Annotated in this window: 18 protein-coding genes; 7 read left to right on the forward strand and 11 right to left on the reverse strand. The window is 69.3% G+C overall.

Annotation, left to right across the window (positions count from 1 at the left end; all coding sequences use genetic code 11):
- Positions 1 to 47: 47 nt before the first annotated feature.
- The 7 genes from G6O69_RS33095 to G6O69_RS33125 form a co-directional block, all read right to left on the reverse strand.
- Positions 48 to 878, reverse strand: a complete 831-nt coding sequence (locus tag G6O69_RS33095; RefSeq protein WP_176397232.1) for a tetratricopeptide repeat protein — start codon at positions 876 to 878, stop codon at positions 48 to 50.
- The gene (locus G6O69_RS33100; protein WP_172307465.1) at positions 878 to 2,785 is read right to left on the reverse strand and encodes a serine/threonine-protein kinase; all 1,908 of its coding nucleotides are present in this window, start codon (positions 2,783 to 2,785) and stop codon (positions 878 to 880) included. The genes G6O69_RS33095 and G6O69_RS33100 overlap by 1 nt, the downstream gene beginning before the upstream one ends.
- A 704-nt stretch (positions 2,786 to 3,489) precedes the next feature.
- Positions 3,490 to 4,515, reverse strand: a complete 1,026-nt coding sequence (locus G6O69_RS33105; protein WP_172307466.1) for a serine/threonine-protein kinase — start codon at positions 4,513 to 4,515, stop codon at positions 3,490 to 3,492.
- Positions 4,516 to 4,594: 79 nt separating this feature from the next.
- Positions 4,595 to 5,566: a pseudouridine synthase gene (locus G6O69_RS33110; protein WP_172307467.1), complete on the reverse strand. Its 972-nt coding sequence runs from the start codon at positions 5,564 to 5,566 to the stop codon at positions 4,595 to 4,597.
- A gap of 190 nt (positions 5,567 to 5,756) precedes the next feature.
- Entirely contained in the window at positions 5,757 to 6,578 is an 822-nt protein-coding gene (locus tag G6O69_RS33115; RefSeq protein WP_172307468.1) for an EI24 domain-containing protein, read from the reverse strand.
- 88 nt (positions 6,579 to 6,666) lie between these two features.
- Positions 6,667 to 7,470 carry a ribonuclease Z gene (locus G6O69_RS33120; RefSeq protein WP_217909963.1) on the reverse strand — a complete coding sequence of 268 codons (804 nt, stop codon included), beginning with the start codon at positions 7,468 to 7,470 and terminating at the stop codon, positions 6,667 to 6,669.
- Positions 7,467 to 10,337: a tetratricopeptide repeat protein gene (locus tag G6O69_RS33125; RefSeq protein ID WP_176397234.1), complete on the reverse strand. Its 2,871-nt coding sequence runs from the start codon at positions 10,335 to 10,337 to the stop codon at positions 7,467 to 7,469. Before G6O69_RS33125 ends, G6O69_RS33120 begins: the two co-directional genes overlap by 4 nt.
- 119 nt (positions 10,338 to 10,456) lie before the next feature.
- On the opposite strand from G6O69_RS33125, the gene G6O69_RS33130 reads away from it, so the two are divergent.
- Positions 10,457 to 10,993 (forward strand): hypothetical protein, encoded by a 537-nt coding sequence (locus G6O69_RS33130; protein WP_172307471.1) that lies wholly within the window; start codon positions 10,457 to 10,459, stop codon positions 10,991 to 10,993.
- Positions 10,994 to 11,085: 92 nt separating this feature from the next.
- On the forward strand, positions 11,086 to 11,517 hold the full coding sequence (locus G6O69_RS33135; RefSeq protein ID WP_172307472.1) for a hypothetical protein: 432 nt from the start codon (positions 11,086 to 11,088) through the stop codon (positions 11,515 to 11,517).
- Between the two features lie 140 nt (positions 11,518 to 11,657).
- On the opposite strand, the gene G6O69_RS33140 is transcribed toward G6O69_RS33135, so the two are convergent.
- From G6O69_RS33140 to G6O69_RS33150, 3 genes are all read right to left on the reverse strand, one after another.
- Positions 11,658 to 12,293: a TetR/AcrR family transcriptional regulator C-terminal domain-containing protein gene (locus G6O69_RS33140; protein ID WP_346017113.1), complete on the reverse strand. Its 636-nt coding sequence runs from the start codon at positions 12,291 to 12,293 to the stop codon at positions 11,658 to 11,660.
- Between the two features lie 320 nt (positions 12,294 to 12,613).
- Positions 12,614 to 14,035, reverse strand: coding sequence for a hypothetical protein (locus G6O69_RS33145; protein WP_172307474.1), 1,422 nt, complete (start codon positions 14,033 to 14,035; stop codon positions 12,614 to 12,616).
- On the reverse strand, positions 14,032 to 14,799 hold the full coding sequence (locus G6O69_RS33150; RefSeq protein ID WP_172307475.1) for a hypothetical protein: 768 nt from the start codon (positions 14,797 to 14,799) through the stop codon (positions 14,032 to 14,034). Before G6O69_RS33150 ends, G6O69_RS33145 begins: the two co-directional genes overlap by 4 nt.
- A 203-nt stretch (positions 14,800 to 15,002) precedes the next feature.
- Here G6O69_RS33150 and G6O69_RS33155 point away from each other — a divergent pair, with 203 nt between their 5' ends.
- Positions 15,003 to 16,691: a metallophosphoesterase gene (locus G6O69_RS33155; RefSeq protein WP_172307476.1), complete on the forward strand. Its 1,689-nt coding sequence runs from the start codon at positions 15,003 to 15,005 to the stop codon at positions 16,689 to 16,691.
- Positions 16,692 to 16,743: 52 nt separating this feature from the next.
- Here G6O69_RS33155 and G6O69_RS33160 read toward each other — a convergent pair whose 3' ends face one another.
- Positions 16,744 to 18,519: a DUF4150 domain-containing protein gene (locus tag G6O69_RS33160; protein ID WP_172307477.1), complete on the reverse strand. Its 1,776-nt coding sequence runs from the start codon at positions 18,517 to 18,519 to the stop codon at positions 16,744 to 16,746.
- A 673-nt stretch (positions 18,520 to 19,192) separates the two neighbouring features.
- Between G6O69_RS33160 and G6O69_RS33165 the strand changes: the two genes are divergently transcribed.
- The 4 genes from G6O69_RS33165 to hpt all read left to right on the forward strand — a co-directional run bounded on the left by G6O69_RS33165 (position 19,193) and on the right by hpt (position 23,232).
- The gene (locus G6O69_RS33165; protein ID WP_172307478.1) at positions 19,193 to 19,651 is read left to right on the forward strand and encodes a hypothetical protein; all 459 of its coding nucleotides are present in this window, start codon (positions 19,193 to 19,195) and stop codon (positions 19,649 to 19,651) included.
- A gap of 129 nt (positions 19,652 to 19,780) precedes the next feature.
- Positions 19,781 to 21,535, forward strand: coding sequence for a 1-acyl-sn-glycerol-3-phosphate acyltransferase (locus tag G6O69_RS33170; RefSeq protein WP_172307479.1), 1,755 nt, complete (start codon positions 19,781 to 19,783; stop codon positions 21,533 to 21,535).
- The gene (locus tag G6O69_RS33175) at positions 21,532 to 22,533 is read left to right on the forward strand and encodes an NAD(P)-binding domain-containing protein (protein WP_172307480.1); all 1,002 of its coding nucleotides are present in this window, start codon (positions 21,532 to 21,534) and stop codon (positions 22,531 to 22,533) included. The genes G6O69_RS33170 and G6O69_RS33175 overlap by 4 nt, the downstream gene beginning before the upstream one ends.
- A gap of 111 nt (positions 22,534 to 22,644) precedes the next feature.
- Complete coding sequence (gene hpt / locus G6O69_RS33180) at positions 22,645 to 23,232, forward strand: hypoxanthine phosphoribosyltransferase (protein WP_172307481.1); 588 nt, start codon at positions 22,645 to 22,647, stop codon at positions 23,230 to 23,232.
- Positions 23,233 to 23,245 lie beyond the last annotated feature (13 nt).

The following is a 23,245-nucleotide window of genomic DNA, read 5'->3' on the forward strand; positions in this document are numbered from 1 at the left end:
AGGCTCGAATTCAAACATGTCAAAGTAGCTCCAAAAACCGCAGCGATTCAAAAGCGGACGCGCAGGTCGGCGCCCGCCCCCGAGGGCCCAAAGCTGGGCGAGAACGCGACCCTGCTCGAGGACTTCTTGGGCTTCTTGTAGCCGACCACCACCAGGACCACGCCGGCGACGAGCAGCGCTCCGCCGACGCCGTAGAGCACGTCGGCGGCCACGGCCTTGGACCGCGAGCTGGCCAGGAGGTCGCGGCGATCCTCGATGTTCTCCGCGTCGGCGGCCGAGCGGTTGTCGCCCTGGGCCAGGCCGCCGGCGACGGCGCCACCGATCAGCGCCGCCGCGCCCACGCCGACCAGGCCAAAGCCGGCGCCGCGCATGACCTTGCGCTTGCGCTCGGCCTCCTCGGCGCCCTCGTCCGCGGGCGGCTCGGTCACCGGCGCGACCTCGGGCTCCGGCTCCGGCTCCGGCTCCGGCGACGCCTCGGGCTCCGGGTCCTTGGTCTCCTCGATGATCTGGCGCAGGACCTTGAGGCGATCGAGGGCGACCTGGCGCGAGTCGAGGTCCACGCCCGGCTGCTTGACGAAGCTCGCGTAGTACTCGACGGCGCTCTCGAGCTCGCCGGCCTCCTCGTAGACCCGGCCGATGTTGAACAGGTAGTTGGGCTCGGGGTCGAGGTCGTAGGCCTGCTTGAACAGCTCGGCGGCCTCCTCGTAGTTCTTGTCGTTGAAGGCCACGATGGCCTCGTCGCTCAGGCTCTCGGCCTGGCTCTTGTCATCCGCCGCGACCTCGCCCGCGGCAGGGGCCGCTTGGGCGATCACGGGGCTCAGGGCGAGGCTCGAGCACAAGATCGAGCAGACGATGGGACGCAAGACAAAGGAGGTCATCACTTACCTGCGGGCAAGAACGGCCCGTCTTTCTTCGGCTTCTTGGTGGGCAAGAAGGGGTTGTTCCCCGACTTGGACTTGGACTCGGTCGGCTTCTCGGTGGCCGCGCTCGCGGGCTCGCTCGGCTTGGTCGCGGGCTTGGTCGCGGCCGGCTTGCTCGAGCTCGAGACCGACTTCTTCTTGGGCGCCTCGGGCTCCTCGGGCTCCTTGGCGAGGGCGCTGAGCTTGACCTTGATCGGCAGGTTGTCCTCGGCCTTGATCTCGACCTCCTGCTTCCAGTCCTCGTAGCCGTCTGCGCTGAGCTCGATCTCGTGCTTGCCCAGGGGCAGGGCCTCTTCGTAGGGGGTCGTCCCGGCCGGCTTGCCGTCGATGCTCAGGCTCGCCACTGGATCGGAGGAGATCCCCACGGTCGCGGTCTCCTTGCCGGCGTTGCGCAGCTCGGCGAGGCGCTCGCGGGCCTCGACGTTGGCCGGCTCGGCCTCGAGCACGTCTTCGTAGGCAGAGATCGCGGCGGCGGTCTTGCCCTCCTCGTCGAAGCCGCGCGCGGCCGCGATCAGCTTGCCGAGGGTGATCGTCTCTTGCAGCAGCTCGCCGCGACCCGAGAGCGCCGTGTCTGCGGCCAGCTGCCCGCGGATCTCCGCCAGGGCACGGCTCGCGGCCTCGTAGTCGCCGTCCGCGGCGAGCTTCTCGGCGGCGGCCAGGCTGCCCTCGAGATCCCCGGCCGCGCTCGCGCCTTGGGCCTGGGCTTGCTCGTCCTCGCCCTCGCCCCCGCTGGTCATCACGACGGCGAGGATCCCGACGACGACCACGGCCGCCACGGCGCCGACGATCAGCCCGAGCTTGCCCTTGCTGGGCGGCGGCTCGGCGATCACGACCTTGTTGCCCGTCGACCGCCCCGCGGCCGAGAGCGCGGCGGCGTTGGCCTCCTCGGCCTGGACCTCGAGGTAGGCCGCGGTCTCGCCCGTCGGCGCGGCGAGGGCCGCGGTCGACAGCGCGGACACGGCCCCGGTGTCGCCGGCCGTCGTCGGGGCCGCGTCGTGGCCAACCGGCGGCAGCTTGAACATCGACATCGGCACGCAGTCGATCAACCGCTCGACGATCTCGTTGGCGTCGCGCGGGCGCTGCTCCGGATCCTTCTCGAGACAGTCGTGGATCAGGTGGACGAGCTCGTCGGGGACCTCGTGGTCGTCGGGCAGGACCTCGCTGAGCGGGGTCGGGAACTCGTGCACGTGCTTGTAGAGCAGCGTGGTGTCGTTCTCGGCCTCGAAGGGCATGCGCCCCGAGAGCATCTGATAGAAGAGCACCCCGAGGGCGTAGACGTCGACGCGCAGGTCGATGTCCTGGCCCTTGATCTGCTCGGGGGAGAGGTAGCCCGAGGTCCCGATGAAGTGCTGCTTGGTGATGTCCTCGTCGCCCTCGAGCATCTTGGCGAGGCCGAAGTCGATGATCTTGACGAAGTTCGCCCGGCCCTTGCGCTCGCAGAGCATCACGTTGGCCGGCTTGATGTCGCGGATCATCAGGTCGCGCGAGTGCGCGTGGCCGACCCCCTTGAGGATCTGCGCCGCGATCGGCACGAACTCCGCCAGGGTCAGCCGACCCTTGCGCGCCATGTAGTCGCTGAGTAGCTCGCCGTCGACGTGCTCCATCACGATGTAGGCTCGGCCCTCTGCGTGGCCGTAGTCGTACATCTCGACCACGTTCGAGTGTCGGAGGCCGTCGAGGCGCTTGGCCTCGCGCTCGAAGCGAGCCATGGCCTGAGGCTGCTGAGCCAGCGGTGGCGCGATCATCTTGACCACGACCTGCTTGTTCGCGTCCTCGGTGTTGGCGGCCAGGTAGACGTGGCCCATGCCGCCGCGACCTATCAGGCGCTCGAGGGCGTACTTCCCCCCCAGCACTTGGCCGATCATGGGGTCACTCGCCTCGGTTTCGATACTGCTGGGCATCACCATGCGTGCTCACCGTCGTCGCCCCGTCCTTCGTGTCCCGCGTGTCCCCGTCCTTCACGTTGGCGATCACCAAGCCCGACTCGCGGGGCGGTCGCGGCAGGTATCGCTGGGAGGTTCGTCGTCATGACACGTCTGGACGGTCGCTCCTCGAGTGAGATCCGCGCAATCGTGCGAAGCTCGGCGTGGCGGTATCTGGGGCTTGGAACACCGCCGAGGACCGCGACCGTGGACCCCCATTTTGCAGCCCACGCCAGTGCTTCGCCAAGCAAAAACCCATTCTGGAGTGTGGCGAGCCATGGCCGCTCCCCGCCTGCTCGCGTGTGCAGAGACACAACGAATAACGGGGTCGGCAGACCACGAAGACTTGCCTGCTCTTCACCCTTCAGCCTGTGTCGAGCGGCTGCGCGACGACGTTCATGACCACCATCGTGAACGCACCAGTCATGAAACATCGTTATGAAGTCTGACCGAACGGTAGCCAGGCGACGCCGCGGACAATCACCTGCACCGCTCGCCGCGCCACGCGAGATCCCCTCGACGACCAAGGTCGCGAGTGGCTGACCATATGCAAGCGTGATCGCCAGATCGCAGCCTTGGCCGGCAACTTTGGCCGGCAACCTCGGCACATGATTTTTGGAATTCTGTCGACCGGAGGGACGTAGACCTCAAAAGTCGTCGTCCGTATCCATCAGCTGGTTGAGCGTCCGCAACATCGCCTGGAGCTCGAGCTGCATCTCGCGGGCATCGGCGAAGCGGTCCTCGGGGCGCTTGGCGCAGGCGCGGGTCGTGAAGTCGTCGACCGCGGCGGCGAGCTCCGCCGGCGTGTTCTCGGGCATGAACAGGCTCGGCGGCTCGAACTCCTGGCGGACCTGAGCCTCGAGCAGCTTGGTCGGCGGGAGGTGGAAGTAGTCCTCGACCGGGTGGCGCGTGGTCACGACCTCGTAGAAGGTCACGCCGAGGGCGTAGAGGTCGACCCGGTGATCGATGCGCCCGTTGATCACCGCCTGCTCCGGGGCCATGTAGCGCGGGTCCCCGGTGATGTGCTGGTGCAGCTCGAGCGGGCCCTCGAGGTCGCGGGCGATGCCGAAGTCGATCAGCTTCACGATCACCAGGCGGCGCTGGTAGGCGTCGCGGGTGATGAAGATGTTCTCGGGCTTGATGTCGCAGTGGGCGATCTTGCGGGTGTGGATGTAGTGCAGCGCCTCGAGGGTCTGGTCGAAGATGTCGATCAGCACCCGAAAGGAGATGTAGCGCCGCCGCCCGAGCACGTCGCCGACGTCGTTGCCGCGCAGGTACTCCATGGCGAACCACTGGAACTCCGCGGACTGACCGACCTCGAGCACGCGGACGAGGTTGGGGTGCGAGAAGTTGGCCGCGACCACGGCCTCACGATGAAAGCGCGAGCGCTCGCTCTCGGGGACGTCGGGCTTGAGAACCTTGAGCGCGACGTAGCGATCCATCGTCGGGTCGTAGGCCTTGTAGATCTTGCCCATCCCGCCCTCGCCGAGGCGCTCGACGATCTCGAAGCTCTTGTGCTGGATGACCGGCGTGCCCGGGGGCAGGTCGCCCTCGGCCAGCGCCTGCTGGAGCGCGGCCTCTTGCGCGGGATCCATGGCTGGATACTGACCTGACTGGTGCTGCGCCGGCCGCCCGATCTTGGCCGTCACATGCTCCGCTCGCCGATCCGCCACGGGCCGCGAGCTTAGCAGAATTTCGCCTAGTGCCTATCGATACGCGGCATGCCTGCGCACTTTCTCAGGCGCGAAGGGCTCAGCGCGCCCTCGAGTGTCGCAAGCTCTCGAGCACCGCGCGAAAGTCGTCGGGCATCGGATCTTCGAAGCGAAGCAGCCGCTCCCCGCTGGGATGGCGGAAGCCCAAACTGGCCGCGTGGAGCATGGTCCGGTCGGCTGGGATCCGCGCACCCCGATAGCCGCGGTCGTACACCTGCTCACCCACCAGGGGGTGCCCCGCCTCGGCGAGGTGGATGCGGATCTGGTGCTGGCGCCCGGTCTCGAGCTGACAGGAGACCAGCGTGGCCCCCTGCAGGCGCTCCTCGACGCGGACCCGGGTCAGCGCCCGCTTGGCGAACTTGGGCGGCTTGGGGCCCCGCCACGAGCCGCGCAGGCCGTCGCCGCGGTCCGGCACCAAGGCGCTCTCGTGCTCCCCGCCCTCGGCCTCACCGTGAACGATGGCGACGTAGCGGCGGTGGACCGTGTGGACGCGAAACTGGGCCTCGAGGAGCTTGCGTGCCTTGCGGGTGCGGGCGAAGACCAGCAGCCCGGTGGTTTCCTTGTCGAGGCGCTGAACGATCCCGAGGCGATCGCGCTCACCGCTGCGACCCCCCTCGCGCTCGCGCAGGGCCACCCGGGTGCGCTCGATGAGCGAATCACGCTCATCTCGCTCGTCCCAGGGGACCGTGACCAGGCCCGCAGGCTTGCGGACGACGACGACCTCGTGATCCACGTGGATCAGCGCGTCCTCGGGCAGCGGCGGCGCGCGGCGTCGGCGGCCCGCGGGGTCGACCTCGACGCGCTGGCCCGCGACAGGGCGCTGAGCGGCGTCGAAGCACAGCTCCCCGGCCACGCTGACCCGGCCGGTGCGAACCAGCTCCCGGGCCTTGTTCCAGGACAGGCCTGGGTAGAGCTCGCGGACCAGGGCCGCGAGGGTCGAGCCCTGGTCACCCTCGCCGACCCTCAACGCACGGGCCTCGTCCAGGCTCGGGGCCTTTGCTGCCTCGCTCACGCCTGGCCTAGTACCCCGGCCAGGTGTCCTTGGCCAGGCGTCCCGGAGCGAGGCGAGCCAGCGGCCTCGCGCGCGCTACGCCCGATGCCCGACGCGCCGAGCGAGCCGAGCGGCCCGGAGCGATCCCCCCCCGCTCGAGCCCGGTCGCCCCGAAGGCCCAGGGGCGCAGCGTACGCCTCACTGGAGCGCGTCACTGTGGATCGGGCGCCGCGGGCACGCGCTCGCCCGCGTTTGTGTCCGCGCCCCCGCCCTGCCCCTCTCGCGCGTGCACGGGGACCTCCCGCGCCACGAAGGTCCCCGCCGCCGCCTGAGCCAGGCCAAAGGCCAGCGGCCCGACCACGGGGATCGCCAGCAGCCACGCCACCGGCAAGCCGAAGCCGAGCAGCGCGCGGCGGTGCGTGGACACGAAGCTGCGCTGCTCCGCGTAGCGCAGGTCGACGCGATCGAAGTAGGGGTCCATCAGCTCCCAGGCCACGGTCCGCGCCGTCAGCCAGGTCTGACCCACGAAGCCGACGACGCCCCCGACCACGGGGATCAGCCCGAGCAAGAAGAAGCCCAGGCTCATGAGCAAGAAGGTCAGCAGGCGCAGGGCCGCGCCGCCGACGGAGGCCGCGGTCGGCATCCCGGGGCCCGCCTCGACGAGCGCGGCCCGCTCGGAATCCGCCACCCGCAGCCCCGCCATGAACACGTCCTGGTTGAACAAGGGGAACACGATGTTGACGACCAGGATCGCAACGAGGGGCCCCAGCAAGAGCACCAACAAGGTCCCGACCACGCGCAGGGTCCACAGCCCGATGACCAGCAGCTTGCCCGCGTCGACGTCCGGGACCGTGAAGTGGAAGAGCGCCCACAGGGCGCCGCCGTCGAGGACCAAGGTCAGCGCGAAGAGGCCGAGCGCGACGCGAAAGTAGGCCTTGCGGACCTCGGCCCGCGAAAACGCCAGCTCGAGGCCGTCGCGGGCCGCGTGCAGGCCACGGACGAAGGGGCGATCGTCTGTCTGAGCGGTGTCCATGCGCTTCGTGGTGTCGAGCTCCGGCCAGCATAGCCGGTTTTCGCGCGTGCGCAGGCGAGGCCCACGAGCGTCCCCGCGTCGACCGAGCTCAGTCGGGGGCGAGCGAGAGCCGATCCCCGACCTCCGCCAAGAACAGCCCCAACCCGCGCTCGGCCGCGCCTGCCTGTGCCGCCGCGCGCAGCTCGGCCTTGGCCTCGGCCGCGAAGTGCAGCGGCGCCAGGCAACTGACCTCGGCCGCGCTCGCCAGCGCCAGGAGCTCATCGAGGGCGCCGTGCCGCCGCGCGCCCTCGGGCTTGGCCGCGAGGAAGAAGCACTCGTGGACCAGCACGTCGACCCCGGCGATCAACGCCTCGCTCTCGGGCGTCGGCGCCCCGTCGCCGGAGTAGACCACGCTGCGCTGCCCCGGGGCCTCCACGCGCAGGGCGTAGTTGGCCAGCGAGTGGGCGGTCGCGGCCACACCCAGGCGCAGCGGGCCGAAGCGCGCGGCCTCGCCCGGCGCGAGCTCGACGAACTCGATCGCAAAGCACTTGTGCGCGGCGAAGCTGCCGGGATAGCCGAGCTCGAGCACCGCGCTCAGCCGGGCCTGCGAGCCCGGGCCGCCAAAGAGAGTCAGCGGTCGCCGCCGTCCCCCAAGGCGCATCCACAGCAGCAGCGCCGGCAGCCCGAAGCAGTGGTCGGCGTGGGCGTGGCTGATCCAGATCGCGTCGAGCAGCTCGACGTCGCGGCTGATGCTCCAAAAGGCGTGGGGCACGGCGTAGCCGCAGTCGAGCAGCAGCGTCCGTGGGCCACGCAGCAGCAAGCTGGTGTTGGGCAGCTGCGGATCCACGGCCTCGCCGGTGCCCACGAACACGAGCTCGGGCCCGCTCGGCTCCCCTTGCACGCGCGCGATCACTTGACCTTCTCGAGGCGATCGCGGGCCACCTTGGGCAGCTCCTTGCTCTCGACGGCCCGCGGCGCCAGGTCCTTGGCCCGCGGATCCCCCATGGCCTCGGCGGCCAGGGCGGCCATCACCACCACGTCCAAGGTCGCGTCGGGGCGCAGCGCCGTGCCCATGGCCTCGTCGAGCAGCGCCTTGGCCCGCGCCTTGCCCGACTTGCCCTGGCGGTGCGCGACCAGGGCCGCCCCCGCGGCGACCGTGGGGTGCAAGGGCGCGATCGCCTGGGCCTGGGCCACGAACGCGGGGAAGCGCTTGTCGTCCATGGCCCCCGCGATGACCAGGGCGCGCATCGCTGGCTGGAGGCTCATGGCGTCGATCGCCAAGATCCGCTCGAGCACGTCGAGCTCCCGGGCGAGGTCGCCCTGGTCCCGGGCCAGCCGCGCCATGGCGATCAGCGGGTCGAGGGTCTCGAGGGCAAAGCCCGCCGCGCGCTCGTACTCCTTGACCGCGCCAGCGATGTCGCCGCGGCCCTCGAGCACCGTGGCCATGCCCAGGCGGGCGAAGTAGCCGTCGCCCTTGGCGGCGATCAGCGCCTCGAGCTGGGCCTCGGCCTCGTCGAACTCCCCGGCGGCCCCGGCCTGCATCGCGGCCTCGAAGTTGGCCATGCGCGGGTCGTCCTTGGCGTCGGGCGAGGGCCGCCAGCCCGAGAGCTTGCGGTCGATCTCGGCGTCGAACCACGCTTCGAATTCGGCCTCGACCGTGGCCATGTCCTTGCCCAGGACCTCGACGAAGAGCGCCTCGGTCGACTTGCCCGTGGCGTAGCCGCGCAGCATCTCGATGATCTTGGGGCGGCCGTAGGTCGTGCCCAGGTAGCGCATCGCCCAGGCCGCCGTGGAGTAGGCGACCTCCATCATGATCGGGCTGCCCGCGCGCAGGAAGGCCAGCTCGAGCTCGCTGAGCTTGCGCAGCTTGCCGGCCCGGCGGGCCTCGTAGAGCAGCGTGGCGCTCTCCCGCGCCCAGCTCGGATCGGCGACCTCCGACTCCCACTCCGACAAGCCCTCGGTGAACCACCGCGGGACCCGCCCAGCGCTCAGCGAGATGGCGTAGCTGTGGGCGATCTCGTGCCAGATGACCTGGTTGAAATTATGCGTCCCGGCGTAGGGCCCGATCGAGGTGATCATCGGCCCAAAGCAGACCCCCACGGCGCCGAGGCTGGGCACGCCGACGGTGCGCACCGAGAAGGCCTCGGGGTCGGCGTAGATCTCGATGCGCAGCGGGCTGATCTTCACGCCGTAGGCCGCGTCGAGGCTGCGCCGGGCCGCGCTGATCGCCTCGACGAAGCCGGGCTCGACGAGCTCGTGGAGCTCGCTGGGCAGGCGCAAGGTCAGGTCGCCGTGGACCGCCTCGATGTAGTGCGGCTCGATGTGCTCGGCGTAGAGCTGGCGGACGTTGAGGGTGCGGGCGTTGTACTTGTCCTTTTTCCAGGCGCGCTCGAGGGCCGCCCTGCCCTCGGCCTCGTCGCCCAGGCGCAGCCGCGACAGGCCCAGCGCGCCCTGGACGTAGGGGTCGTTGGGCAGGCGCTCGACGCCCTCGCTGAGTATGGCGTCGGCCTCGGGGTAGAGGTGCAGGTAGCCGAGCAGGTCGCCGAGCCCCGAGTAGAACTCGCCGTTGGTCGGCCGCGCCCCGAGCACCGCCTCGCGGGCTTTTTTGTAGGCCGCGTCGTCACGCTCGAAGAGCGCCAGCGCGGCCATCACCGCCTGGCCGCCGGCGTGGGCCGGGTCGACGCCGAGGACGTGATCCACGACCCGCGCCCGCGCCTCCTCGCGGCGGCCCTCGATCATCGCGACCCAGGCCAGCGCCGCGTGGGCGTCGGGGTTTTGGGGCGCGACCATCAGGGTCTCCTCGGCCGCGTTCGAGGCGTCGGCGAGGCGGAAGTCGTCGAGCGCCACCCAGGCCATCATCGCCAGGGCCTCCGGCTGCCAGGGGTCGCGCTCGAGCACCAGCGCCAGGGTCTGGGCGGCCTCGCCGGGCTGGTACTTCTCGAGGAAGAGGCTCGCCAGCTGCAGGGCGATCTCGTCGGCGATCTGCGAGCCGGCGCTGGCCGGCGCCGCCTCCTCGGCCTCCTGGAGCACGCGGCTGGTGCTCTTGAACGCGCGCTCGGCCAGCGCCGCGTGGGAGGCCCCGAGCAGCTGCTCGGCGCTGCTCACCCGGCCGTCGCCATAGGCCGCGTAGAGCTCGTCGATCATCTCGCGGATCTCCGACTCGCCCGCCCGACCGACCAAGAACATCTCGCGCACGAGCTCACCGGTGAGCAGGAGGTCGTCGGGGACGAGCTTGAGCGCGGCCCGCAGGTGCTTCTCGGCCCCGGCGAAGTCCCCCCTGCGCTCGCGCAGGTGCGCCAGCCGACGCAGCGCCTCGGCCTGGGTCGCCTTGTCCTTGGCCCGCTTGCGCACGGTCTCGAGCGAGGCCTGGGCCGCGTCGTAGTCGCTGACCAGGCGCTGCGCTCGAGCCAGAGCCAGGCGCGCCTCGTGATCGTCCTTGGACCCAGCGAGGTGCTCGCTCAAGAACGCGATCGCGCCCTCGGGGTTGCCGTGGGCGACGGCGATCAACGCCGCGTCGCGCGTCTGGGGATCCGCCGGGCGCTCGCGCTCGCGCGGACCGGTCGGGGCCTGCTCGATCTCTTCGCTGAGCTCACCGAGGCCGGCGTCGACGGCGACCCCCTCGCCGGCCTGCGCCGCGCCAGCGTCCCCGGCTCCACCGGCACCCTCCCCCGCCGCCGCCTCGTCCCCGGGCGTCTGCGTGTCCGCGTCACGCTTACAACCGACGACGGCCAGCAAGACGGCCAAGGCAAGGGAGCGTGAACGCAGGCGCGCGGGCGTCATCCGCAAAATTTTGTGGGCCTCTCCCGGCGCTGTCAAACGCTGCCAGGCCCAGCCGCGTCCGACGAAACCACCGCACAGTGCGTCAGGTCCCAAGCTCCGACATGCTACCTTCCCCGCCGATGGCCAGCCAAGACGCCCACACCGCCTACCCGGCCGAGGTGTACGAGAGCTTCGACGCCTTCATGCAGCAGATCATCCGCGACACCTACGAACGCGGCGCCAAGCGGCCCGAATTCGTCGCGCTGATCCTCGCCTCGGGCGAGCTCATCCCCATGGCCTGGGGTCGGGTCAAGCAGGCGGGCGTCCGCGACCTCGCCCTCGGGGCCGCCGGCGTGGTCGCCCTGCGCTATGGCATCCGCTGGCTCCTCGGCGGCCCGCTCGGCGTCATCCTCACGGGCTTCACCGTCGCCACGATGATCTCCTTCTTTTGGTCCAACCAGCGCGAAGTGCTGGCCAGGCGAAAGCCGTATAAACAGCTGATCGCCGACACCCACGAGAAATATGAAGACATCCAGGCCCGCTATCGGGACAGTCGCTACGACGCGGGTGAGCGCGCGCTGCTCATCGAGGGCCTACTGCGCCGGCTGCTCTCCGAGATTGAAAAGCCCATCTCCGACGACAAAACCGAGGCTGAGGCCGACGACGACCTCAATTAGTGCATGACGCACATCTGCTGGCTCAGCTGTACATAGGCGAAAACTCAGTACCGGCTGGCGCACGTGTCCCAGCCACACTAGCCTTGCCCCCCATGAAGCGAGGCGAAGTGTGGACGTGGAGCGACGAAGGCGGCCGGCTGGACTTCCTCCAAATTACCGACACGCTGAGTTGGATGCGGGTCACCGGCCGCATCAGCGACGACGCCGCCCTGGTCCTCGAAGAGAAGCTGCCCGGGCTGCTCACCCACGACGGCACCGAACATTATTGGGACCTCTTCGAGCTCGACTCTTTCTCCAACAAGTTTCGCCACGCCTCCATCGAGATCACCACGCAGCGCCGCAAGAGGTACGAGCGCGTGCATGTGCTGTCTGGCTCCGTGCTCATTCGCATGGCCGTGGCAGCTGCTGGGCTCCCCGCGGGTGGCATGCTCAAGAGCTACTCGGACAGCTCGCGCTTCGAAGAGCAGCTGCGCGACTCGTGTCGTACGCGCGGCGTGGACATGCCCTCGCTGCCGCCGCGCTGAGGCGGGGCCGCGCTCGAGCCAATCGTACTGTCACAGCGCTGACACCTTCGCCTCGGCACATTTCGGCACATTGGTCCCAAAACACGAGCCCGGATGTCGGACAGTCCGACACCCGGGCCCGATTGTCATCTAGCGAAGGGCTATTCGCTCGCGACCAGCTTGACGCTGGCGGACGGCTCGATCGTCGGCGTGGGCCGGACCACGGGGGTCTCCGCGCTGACCTCGGGTACCGCGGGCGGGGCGGATTGAGCGGGCGGGGTCACCTGAGGCGTGGTCCGCTCGTTCACCACCGATTCCAGACTGACCGGCTCGGCGCTCGACGAGATTGGCTTGACCTCGCTCGGCGCACGCAGGGTCTGACCCTTGCCGAGCACGCCGCCCAAGATGATGTCCATGATCCCCTTGAAGGACGCCTCTGCGGCTGCTTCGTCCTCCGTGAGCACCTGCGGGTGAATGATCGTGTCGCAAGCTGCCAGCAAGGTCATGCGAACCAGCCGCGGATCGAGATCAGCGCGAAAGCGCCCTCGCTCGATGCCCGCAGCCAATACGGCGTCCAGCTTCGCGAAGGCGCGCTTGCGGGCCTCCTCGAGCAGCGTCGTCAGGCTGGGCGTGGTTTCGAGGTCCCGGTAAAAGGGCGGCCTTGCCTTGGCATAGCGCCGACACATCAGCTTGACAGCCAGACGCAGCTGCTCGGCTTCGTCTTGCTCTTCGGCGAGGACCTGGTCGATCCCCGTGAGCATTTCGTCCGACAGACGACCCAGTGCTTCCTGGGCCATTTGCTCTTTGGTCCGAAATTGCTCGTAGAGCGTACGCTTGCTGATGCCGACATCGCGAGCCAGTTCATCGACCCGCATGCCGCGAAATCCCTGTTCCAGGAGCCGCATCTCAGCGTGGTCTAAAATTCGAGACTTGAGGGATGGGCGCTCCATAATTCGCGCAACTAGCCAACAACGCTAGCCGCCGTTCGTCAACGCCTTGGCCCTGAAGCGCTCTAGACAGGCCCCCACCGACCGTTCTTGGTCATGCGTGTTTTGCGTACAGTCACACGATGAAAACTAAAAACTACTTAACGTCGTAATGTTTCTGATTTTTTTGCTTACCCGCTCACACGAACTACAGGCCGAGCAACAGGCCCCCAGAGCCCGCGCAAACGACGCTCTCGGGCATTTCGTGCCGATCCGGGCCGCGCGATGATCACCCTCGGCTCCCACAATTCATCGCGCTCCCGCAGCCAACCATAAGCGGGTGAGCGGCGGCGCAGATCAGCGTCGACCCGGGCGCAGATCCGCATGGGCAAGCCGGCGTCTGCCTGGCCCTGAACCTCGAGGCGGATCGCCAGCGCCCGTGGCCGTGGCCCGCCCGAGCGGGACCCGGCCCGACTCGCACCTAGCTCTGTATCCACGAAGGGATCGAGGCCCGTCCGCGAGACACGAGCGTCGAGATCGATGGCATCGGGGTCCGCAGCAATCTCGGCACTGACCAGGGCGGGGTCCTCGGGGAGGAAGGCCTGGCGGACGCTCGCGGTCAGGCCGGCGCCAGCCATGGTCACTCCCTCGAGGGCGACCGCCAAGGGCGGCGGTGGGAGCCGAGCCACACGCGGGCGCGGCAGCGAATCGACCGGCCCGTCACTGGCGGGGACGCCCTGCGGCGCGAACCCGACCACGCGAACATGCAGGCCGCTGCGCAGGCGCAAGAAGCCCAGCGGCGAGCTGAGCACGAGCTCGTAGCGCTCACCGAGCACCGCGTCCTCCGGGAGGATCGTCGCCTCCGTGGGGGTCGAGGGGCCGTGGCGCTCGAGCTCTGGATCGCCGTGCGGGAGCAGCTCGATCAAGGTGCTGCGTCCCGCGAGCAGGAAGCCCGACCAGGGGCTGCGCCGCGTCGGCAGGCCCACGCGCCCGGCCGCGTGCAGCCAACCCGCGTTGAGCACGGGCAGCCGGCTGCGGATGCGCTCGTCGAGATCGTGCTCGGCGAAGATCCAGCGCAAGGTGTCGAAGCGACGCTCGAGGGGCTGGCGCAGCACCCCCTCGAGCCACGCGCAGGTGGCCAGGCTGGGGACGACGAGGGCCTCGGGGTGAAAGCCACGGATCCGATCGAGCAGCGCGTCGAGATCGTCGCGCAGGCTCTCGACGCGCAGCAGCTGGACCTCGCCACCCGCGAGGGCCTGGAGGTCGTCGACGCGCACGCGATCGATCAGCGGCTCGTCGCCGGGGGCCTGGAGCAGCGCCACCCGTCGCGGCCGCGCCCCGCCCAGGCGCGCGCGCCAGGCTGCGAGCACCGCCTCGCGCTCGACCTCGGCGGCGGTCAGCTGCTCCGGGCCGAGCTCGCCGCCGCCAAAGCCCAGCCGCGCCGTGACCTGCCTGGTGTGGCGCTGCGGATCCAAGAGCGGCACGGAGGCCCGAAAGTCCGCCAGGCTCTCGAGCCGCCGCAGGCCAAACTCGCGGCCCGGCTCGCTGTCGGCGAGCACCCGCAGGATCGCCGTCAGGCGGCGCCTGCGGCTGGGATCCCGGACTGTCTTCACTCTCTCTCTTTGCGGACGTCGCGGAAGTAGAGCCCGTAGTTGTGATCCACCGAGTGCACGCGCAGCCACGCGTCGAGGCTGGGCTGGCTGCGCGGATCGGCGACCAGGCTCAGCGAGTCACGGATGCTGTCGTAGACCGCTGGCGGCGAGAGCACGGCCTCGACCACCTTGATGAGCCCGGGCGCCTTGGCCTGGATCGCGCGGCCGAGGGCGAACCACTTCTCGTTGGAGAACTCGATCGCGCCCTCGCAGTGATCCGAGGCCAGCCGGGCCAGGGCCGCGTGGTCGCTCGCGGCGATCAGCTTGCGCATGTGCGGCTCGAGCAGCGAGTAGACCTCCGGGCGCAGCGCGACGATCTCGTGGGTGTGCTCGCTCCACAGCCAGTCGTCGGCCTCCTCGACGAAGACCACGCCGACGAGGTCGACGCCCACGGGCAGCGCGTCGACGAGCTCGGCCAGGCCGAAGCTGATCGGCGTCCACTCGATCTGGTGATCCATGTTGCGGACGAGCTCGACGAACTCCGCGAGCTCGTCCGGGGAGATCGCCATGCGAGCTCGGCGCTCCTGGAGATCGACGACCTGGAAGTACTCCTCGGCCGCCTCGAAGAGCACGCGCCACTCGCCGCTGAGCAGCTCGATCTTGAGATCGTGCTCCTCGAGCAGATACATCAGCTGCTCGCGGTCGGCGTTGGCGAGGCCATCGAGGATCTGAGCCTCGAGCTCGCGGTAGACCTCCGAAGGGAGCTGGTAGGCGTGGCAGCGCACCGCGGGCAGGCTACCGCAAAGCGAGGGCCCAATGGAGCCCCAAGCGCACCGCCGGGCCCCTCGTCACAAAAAAACGCGCTACGCGCACCCACACACCTGGCCGCGATGGGCTTCACCACGGGCAGCCCGGCCCCGGGGCGTTATGATCTCGCCCCGCCGTGCTCCCCGAGGGGAGAGGGCGCGGCCCCCACCCGGAGTCAGCGATGATCAAGCTCTCACCCGATCCGCGAGTCGCCGAGCAGCAGATCGAAGCCGTAATCTTCTATCTCACCACCTGCGGCTACATCGACAGCGAATTCGACCTCAGCGAGAAGGCCTTCGTCCGCGCCTACCTGCGCAAGGTCGTGACGGCCCGTGTCGACGCCCGCCACGGCGACGAGCTCGACGCCCAGACCCGCTACGAGACCATCGAGCGCGAGCACGAGCACTACGTCGAGGTCTTTCAGCAGATCGATCGCGAGGTCAAGGAGCTGTTCACCGAGGCCGTCGCCGAGGGCGAGGACGTCCAGACCTTCGTCCGCAACCGGCTCAAGCTGCGCTGCTTCGAGATGTTCGAGGGCCTCGACCCCGAGGGCCGCGCGTCCTTGCTCGAGGTCGTCGACGAGTTCATCGACGCCGACGGCGTGGTCCACCCCGAGGAGGTCCAGTTCCGCAACGAGCTCGCCGAGCTCCTCGACCAGGACACGATGATCAGCGATGACGACGTGATCGGCGAGGAGGTCGCGGTCTCGGAGCCCACGGTGCTCGAGGCCCGCGCGCAAAACCACCCCTTCTTCACCAGCTTCGAGCACCACTACTCCGCGGACCCCAAGAAGATCCGCCGGCAGATCGAGGCCGACCTCGCCGTCCTCGAGCAGGCCAAGGCCAAGTGGGAGGAGCAGCGCGAGGCCGGGCGCGGCAAGCTCGCGGGCCGCGCCAACGTCGACGCCCTCGAGGCCGGCGGCCCCGGCTTCCTCGACGAGCACGTCTACGTGGTCCCCCCGGGCGAGCGCGACTTCGAGATGATCGTGCTCGGCGATCTCCACGGCTGCTACTCCTGCCTCAAGGGCGCGCTGATGCAGTCGGACTTCATGGAGAAGGTCCGCCGCCACCGCGCCGACCCCGACAACGAGCCCGAGGTCAAGCTCGTGCTCCTCGGCGACTACATCGACCGCGGGCGCTTCTCCTACAACGGGGTCCTGCGCACGGTCCTCAAGCTGTTCTTGACCGTGCCCGAGCACGTCTACGTGCTGCGCGGCAACCACGAGTACTACATCGAGTATCAGGGCCGGGTCTACGGCGGCGTGCGCCCGGCCGAGGCGATCAACTCCCTGGTCAAGCACGTCCCCGACGAGGTCTTCGAGCGCTACCTGAGCTTCTTCGACGCCATGCCGAACATGCTGATCCACGATCGCATGCTCTTCGTGCACGCCGGCATCCCCCGCGACGCGCTGATCCGCGAGCGCTGGCGCGACCTCTCGACCCTCAACGATCCCGACCTGCGCTTTCAGATGCTGTGGAGCGACCCCAGCCGCGCCGACGTGATCCCCGAGGATCTCCAGGCGGCCAGCGCCCGCTTCCCCTTTGGCCGCCGCCAGTTCAGGTCCTTCATGGGCCGGCTCGGCTGCAACCTGCTCGTGCGCGGCCACGAGAAGGTCAACGCCGGGTTCAAGAACGTCTACCGCGACGACGACCTCCGCCTGCTCACGCTCTTCTCGGCCGGCGGCATCGACAACGACGACATCCCCGAGGACAGCAACTACCGCGACGTCCGGCCGATGGCGCTGACGATCCGCCGGACCGCGGGCGAGCTCTCGGCCACGCCCTGGGAGATCGACTACGCCCGCTACCAGGACCCGGAGCTCAACGCCTTCAAGGCCAGCGACCCCGAGATCGACATCACGATGGAGTGAGGCCCGGGGCGGGCCTGCCCCCCGCCCCGCCAGCCCCCCTTCCCTGCCGCTTTCAGGGCGAGAAGAGCGGGCCCTCGGACAAGGTCGAGCCCTCGATCCAGGTCCACTTCTTGGAGGGCATCGAGCCGAAGATCTTGGACTCGACCTTCAGCTCGGTCTCGAGGCCGCCCCAGCTGATCTTGTGGCTGACCTCGAAGGTGTCCCCGAACTCCGCGCTGACTTCGACGCTGATCGACGACTGGGTGACCCCCTCGACGAAGAGCCAGCGGTCGCCGAGCTGGGCGGTCGCCGTGGCCGAGACCGTCAGCTTCCCCGTGACCCCGACCTCCACGCCCTTGGGATCGTCGGGCTGGGCCTCCTTGCTGACCGAGAAGGGGACCTCGCCCGTGACCGCGCCCTCGATCACGCCGATCACCGCCCACGCGGTGCCGCCGAACACCTCGATCCCGGCGGAGATCCCGATCTTGGCCTTGACCGCCATCATCTCCGCCTCGAACTTCCACCAGCGATAGACCCGCTGATCCTCCCACTCCTTGGGCCCCCACTCGATCTTCAAGCTGCCGGAGAAGAACTCGACCTCGCAGACCGGCTTGATGCCGACATAGAGCCCCTCGACGTCGTCCATGAGCCTGGCGATCGCGGCCCGGCCCTGCACGAGCACCATGATCAGCTTGCCGATGTTGATCTTGGCCGAGTAGTCCTCGCCGTTGCGCTCGAAGGAGAAGCCCTCGAGCGTCTTGGCCTCGAGCGCCTCGGCCCGGGCCACGCCCTCGAGCTTCCAGGCCTCCTTCTTCTCCACCGTCATCTGGGAGAGCGGCGCGCCCTCGTTGTCGCCCTCGTACACCTTGGGCAGCTCGAGCTCGAACTTGCATTCATCCGAGGCGAACACCTCGACGGTGCGCGAGAGCTTGCGAAAGCCCGGGTTGAAATTGGCCAGCACCCCGCAAGACTCGACCTCGACGATATAGGTGTTGGTGGTCTTGGGTGAGAACCAGAAATATCCAATCGCCACGGCGAGGTCCAAGATCCCCCAGCCCGGGAGCTCGACCGTCTTGGACTTGGCCTTGTACACGACCCTCTGCTCGCCATTTTTGACGGTGGTGACGCCGGTCGAACGATCGGTGATCGCGACCTTGGGGTGCCCCTTGCTGCAATTGAAGCCGGGGCCGCCGCTGATCTCGATGGTCAGATCGTCGGCGGTGCCATCGTCCGCGCCGGCGGTGAGCTGGATGTTCTTGGTGAAGGGCGCGCTCGCGGGCCCCTTGGCCAGGTTGTCCTGGATGTTGCCGTTGAAGGTGAACTCGAACACCTTGCCCTTGCGCTTGTCGTCGTCGCCGCCGTGGCCACAGGAGAAGGCGACCTTCTCGAAGTCGCAGGGGACCGGCTGCACGGGCGCGGTGTTGCCGGGACCCGTGGCCTGGAGCACGGCGGGCGCGGCCGCCTGCTGCCTGGCGACCGGCGCGGGCACCTGGGCCTGGGGGTTGGCGGCCTGGTTGACCGCGCCGCCGTTATAGGTGGAGCCCGGGGCCGAGGCGCTGTTTTGGCCCATCAGGTCGCCGTGGCGAGCCACGCCCAGGCCCTCGATGAACACGGTCATCGACCAGACCGTGAAGTAACCCTTCCCGAGGATCTTCCCGGTGATCACGCTGCCCCCGAGCGTCCCGCCCGCGTCCCCCGTGCTCGTCGAGGTCTCGGAGAGGTTCTCGAGCGCCGTCGGCTCACCGTCGATGCGGACGGTCTTGCTGCCTTTGACGAGATCGATGGCCGTCAAAAAGTTCGTGTAGGGGATGGGCACGGGGCCCGGCGGTGGCGACAGGCAGACGTCCATGGCGGCCACACCAAACCCACCGCTTCCGCGGTGCCAAAAGCCCCTCTTTTCCGCAAAAACCGTCAAAGACATCGCTGTTTCACCGTACAGCAAGGCCAGCGCGAGCTGGTGGCCAAGCGACCCCTCGCCTCAACTTGGACCCCAGTGCCGACCCTCGCGGGTGACGCACGACCGCGACCATCGACGCGACGTCTGCTCGAGCGCTGGTCGATGCGCCTGGCCACGCTCGTTCGCCAGCGCGAGCGAAGTGCGTGGCCATCGACGTGGCCGCCGAGCCGGGCTCCTCGAGCAGCCCTGGCAACCACTGTGGTCGGGCGACTTCACTCACCAAACACCGTTTCCACTGGCCTCAGGGCTAGCCCCGGGGACCTGAAGCGAGCGCCTCACGCAGCTCGCTTCGGGCGCGGTGGCGGCTCGTTCGAATCGCCGCTGGCAGGGCCGCGAGGAATTGCGAAGCGCCTCACGGAAAAGACCGCGGCCGACCTTCGCGAGCTCCCACTCCTGCCCTCGAAAAAACTCGAGGCGGTCGCGAGCGGCCTGAAAAAAGTTGGTCCCGACTTTGCACAGCCGGCGCGGACCAAACAACAGGTCGCTCCAGGAGCGAGCCGCACACGCCGACCACCTGTCGAGCCACCGCACCAAGACGATTCCCCCCTCTTCGAGGAAACCCATCATGTTCCGCTTCATCCCCGCCCTCCCCCGCCTCGCCGCTCCCCTCCTCGCCCTCGGCCTGACCCTGGCCGCCTGCGACAGCGCCGAGACCCCCGTGCTCGAGCTCGACATCGACGAGCTCGAGGCCATGTCCGACGCCGAGCTCAGCGAGCTCGCGGCCCTCGAGATCGAGGGAGACATCGAGATCGTCGTCGTCGGCGACGACGAGCCCGTCAACGAGCCCGCCCCCGGCGAGACCCCCGAGGAGTTCGGCAGCGAGCCCGGCGGCTGCACCCCCCAGCAGCCCGGCTTCGATCGCCAGGCCCCCGAGACCGCCGGTGAGATGCCCGCGGCTCCCCTGCGCATCGAGGGCACCTTGGCCAACGAGGACATCATCGGCCACGACGACGAGGTGTCCACCTGGCCGACGACCCCCGGCCCGAAGCCTGCCCCCGAGCCGGTTCCGACCAAGCGTCACTGACACTCGCCGGCGTCCACCAACCTCTGATTCACTCGCGAAGAGGCGAGCGCCACGCTGCGTTCGCCTCTTCGCGTTGGTGTGCTGCCACGCCCGCGCTCCGGTTGGGGTTATGCTCCGTCGACCGCACGCATGGACAAGCCCGCCCCCAAGCCCAAATCGTCCCGCGTCCGGGATCTGCTGACCAAGCCGATCCGGCTCCCGCAGTGGTTCGGCGCCCGCCCGCGACCCGGGGCCCCGCGGATCTTCACCTTCAACGACGAGCGCGACCTGGTCATCAGCGAGGTCGTCGCCCGGGTCGTCGCCCACTACCCCGCCGACGAGCTGCTCGTGCTGCTCAACGAGACCGCCCACCTCGAGATCGCGCGGCTCGAGAAGCAGCGCGACGACGAGGCCTGGGAGTGGCTGGGCTTTTGGCGCAAGGTCGTCCGCAAGCTCTCGCGCATGAACGACGCCGAGCTGCGCGAGACCCTGCGCCGGGTGGTCGAGACCATGGCCCGCGACGTCGCCGGCAACTTCGACCCGCGCGTCTACCAGTTCTCCCAGCGGGTCATCCCTGGGCTGATCGCCGGGGTGATGAACCCCCGTGAGCTCGCCCGCGAGACCATGAGCGCGGGCAAGATCGGCGTCGACCGGCTGATCTCGATCTCCGGCAACGTCGAGTCCCTGCACGCGCTCAGCGAGATCGGCACGGTGATCGTCGTCCCGACCCACTCCTCCAACCTCGACTCGCTCGCGGTGGGCGAGAGCCTGGCCCGAGAAGACCTCCCCCCGGTGGTCTACGGCGCCGGCAAGAACCTGTTCACCAACCCGATCATCTCGTTTTTCATGCACAACCTCGGGGCCTACCGCGTGGATCGGCGGATCAAGGCCGGGGTCTACAAGCAGGTGCTCAAGACCTACTCGTGCGTGATGATCGAGCGCGGCTACCACTCGCTCTTCTTCCCGGGCGGGACGCGCAGCCGCTCGGGGATGATCGAGAACCGGCTCAAGCTCGGCCTGGCGGGGACCGCCGTCGAGGCCTACACGCGCCGGGCGATCCGCGCGCGGGTCCGCGGCGAGCAGCCCAAGCCGATCTTCTTCGTACCCCTGACCATCAACTACGCCCTCGTGCTCGAGGCCGAGAGCCTGATCGAGGACTACCTGCTCGAGAAGGGCCAGGCCCGCTACATCATCGAGGACGACGAGTTCTCCCAGCTCGACCGCTGGCTGGCCTTCTTCAAGCGCCTGACAAACTACGGCGGCGCCTGCGTGCTGCGCTACGGCCAGGCCCTGGATCCCTTCGGCAACCGCGTGGACGAGCAGGGTCGCTCGCTCGCCCCCGACGGGCGGATCATCGACCCGGTCCGCTACGTCTCGCGCCGCGGCCAGCCCGTGCTCGATCCGGTCCGCGACGCCGCCTACACCCGCGAGCTCAGCCAGGAGCTCGTCGCCGCCTACCAGCGCGAGACCGTGGTCATGACCACGCAGCTCGTCGCCCACGTGCTCTTTCGCAAGCTCGTGGCCGAGACCCCGGGGGTCGACCTCTTCGGGCGCATGCGCCGACGCGGCGAGGTCCGCTGGTCTCACCAGGAGTACGTGCACAGCTACACCCAGACCCGCGAGCGGCTGTCCGCCCTGGCCGACGCAGGGCGCCTGCACCTCAACGCCTACCTGCTCACGGATAGCGCCGAGCGAGCCCTCGAGCGGGCCATGGACGCCTGGGACGGCTACCACGAGCGCACCGTCGCGCGCCTCGATCAAGGCGAGATCATCCTCGAGGATCCGAGCTTGCTGCTCTATTACCAAAACCGCCTGGTGCCCTGGGCCGAAGACCTGGCCGACGCCTCCGACCCCGATGAGCTCCGCGCCGGGCGAGAGCTCGCAACCATGGGAGGGACGCGATGAGCCCCGTGGAGCCCGAGGGCCTCGACCGCAGCTACGACGCCCCCGATCTCGGCGAGGCCGGCGAGCGCCCTCCCGTCGCGGTGATCGGCGCCGGCCGCTTTGGTCGCGCCCTCGCCCAGGCCGCCGCGCGCAGCGGTGAGGTGCTGGTCTGGAGCCGCCGCGAGCTCGACCTCGGCGACCCCAACATCCGCCTGACCCGCGCGGCCACCGACCTCGCCAGCGCCGAGCTGATCTTGCTGGCCGTGCCCTCGCGCTACGCCGCCGACGCCCTCGAGCGCGCCGGCCACCAGCTCGACGGCGGCCACCTGATCGTCCACGTCAGCCGCGGCCTGCTCGACGACGAGCTGCGGACCATGAGCCACCTGATCAAGACGCTCACCCCCTGCCGGCGCATCGGCGCCCTGGCCGGGCCGATCAGCGCCGAGCTGCTCGTCGACGCCAGCCCCGGCGCCGGCGTGGTCGGCAGCGAATTCCCCGAGGTCGTCGACGCCGTGCGCACCGCGATCGCCAGCCCGACCCTGCGCATCTACGACAGCGACGACCTGCGCGGGGTCGAGCTCGCCGCCGCGCTCACCGGGCTGCTGCTCTTCACCATCGGCTTCGCCCAGCGGGCCGGCTTTGGCCCGGCGACGATCGGCGCCCTGACCACCCGCGGCGTCGCCGAGGTCGCGCGCATCGGCCGGGCCCTCGGCGCCCGCGTCGAGACCTTCGGCGGCCTTGCCTGCTTCGGCGATCTCCTGGCCGCCGTCGCCGGCAGCGACCGCCCCGAGATCGAGCTCGGCCGCGCCCTGGCCGAGGGCGCCTCCCCGGAGCAGGCCCGCGAGCGCGCCGGCGGCAGCATCGAGGGCATCGAGGTCGCCCACCGCGTCGCGGCCTTTGGCATCCGCAAGAAGCTGCGCACGCCGATCGCCGACGTGATCTCGGCCCTCGTCGAGGGCCGCCTCGATGCGAGCAGCGCTGTCCACGCGCTGATGGGCCGCAGGGTCACCTCGGAGTGAGCCGAGATCTCCTCGCCTGCGCGAAGGCGCTCGCTACGCGGCCACACAAACGCGCCCAGAGGCCTCTTGGCCAGGATCCACCCCGCCTTTCGGGGTGGTAGCGTCGGCCCCATGACCGACGAGCCCTACGCCGAGATCTGGGAAGGTGGCCTGCGCAACGACCTGCGCGAGGTGATCTTCGACGCCAAGACCATCGAGAGCAAAGTCGTCGAGATCGGCCAGCGGATCACCAAAGACTACGCCGACAAGGACCCCCTGATGCTCGGCATCCTCAAGGGCTCCTACCCCTTCCTCGCCGACCTGACCCGCGCGGTCAACTTGCCGCTGACCGTCGACTTCATGGCCGTGTCCTCCTACGGCGCCGGCACCAAGTCCTCGGGCGTCGTCCGTATCCTCAAGGACCTCGACCGCTCCATCGAGGGCCGCCACGTGATCATCGTCGAGGACATCATCGACACCGGCCTGACGCTCCACTACCTGCGCCAGACCCTGCGCGGGCGCAAGCCGGCGTCCGTGGAGATCGCCGCGCTGCTCGACAAGAAGGCCGTGCGCAAGGGCAAGGAGCTCGAGGACATGGGGGCGCGCTACGTCGGCTTCGAATGTCCCGACGAGTTCGTGGTCGGCTACGGCCTCGACTACAAGGGGCGCTACCGCAACATGCCCTTCATCGGCGTGCTGCGCCCCGAGATCTACTCGTAGCCCAAGACGAAGA

This window comes from Pseudenhygromyxa sp. WMMC2535 (assembly GCF_011083025.2).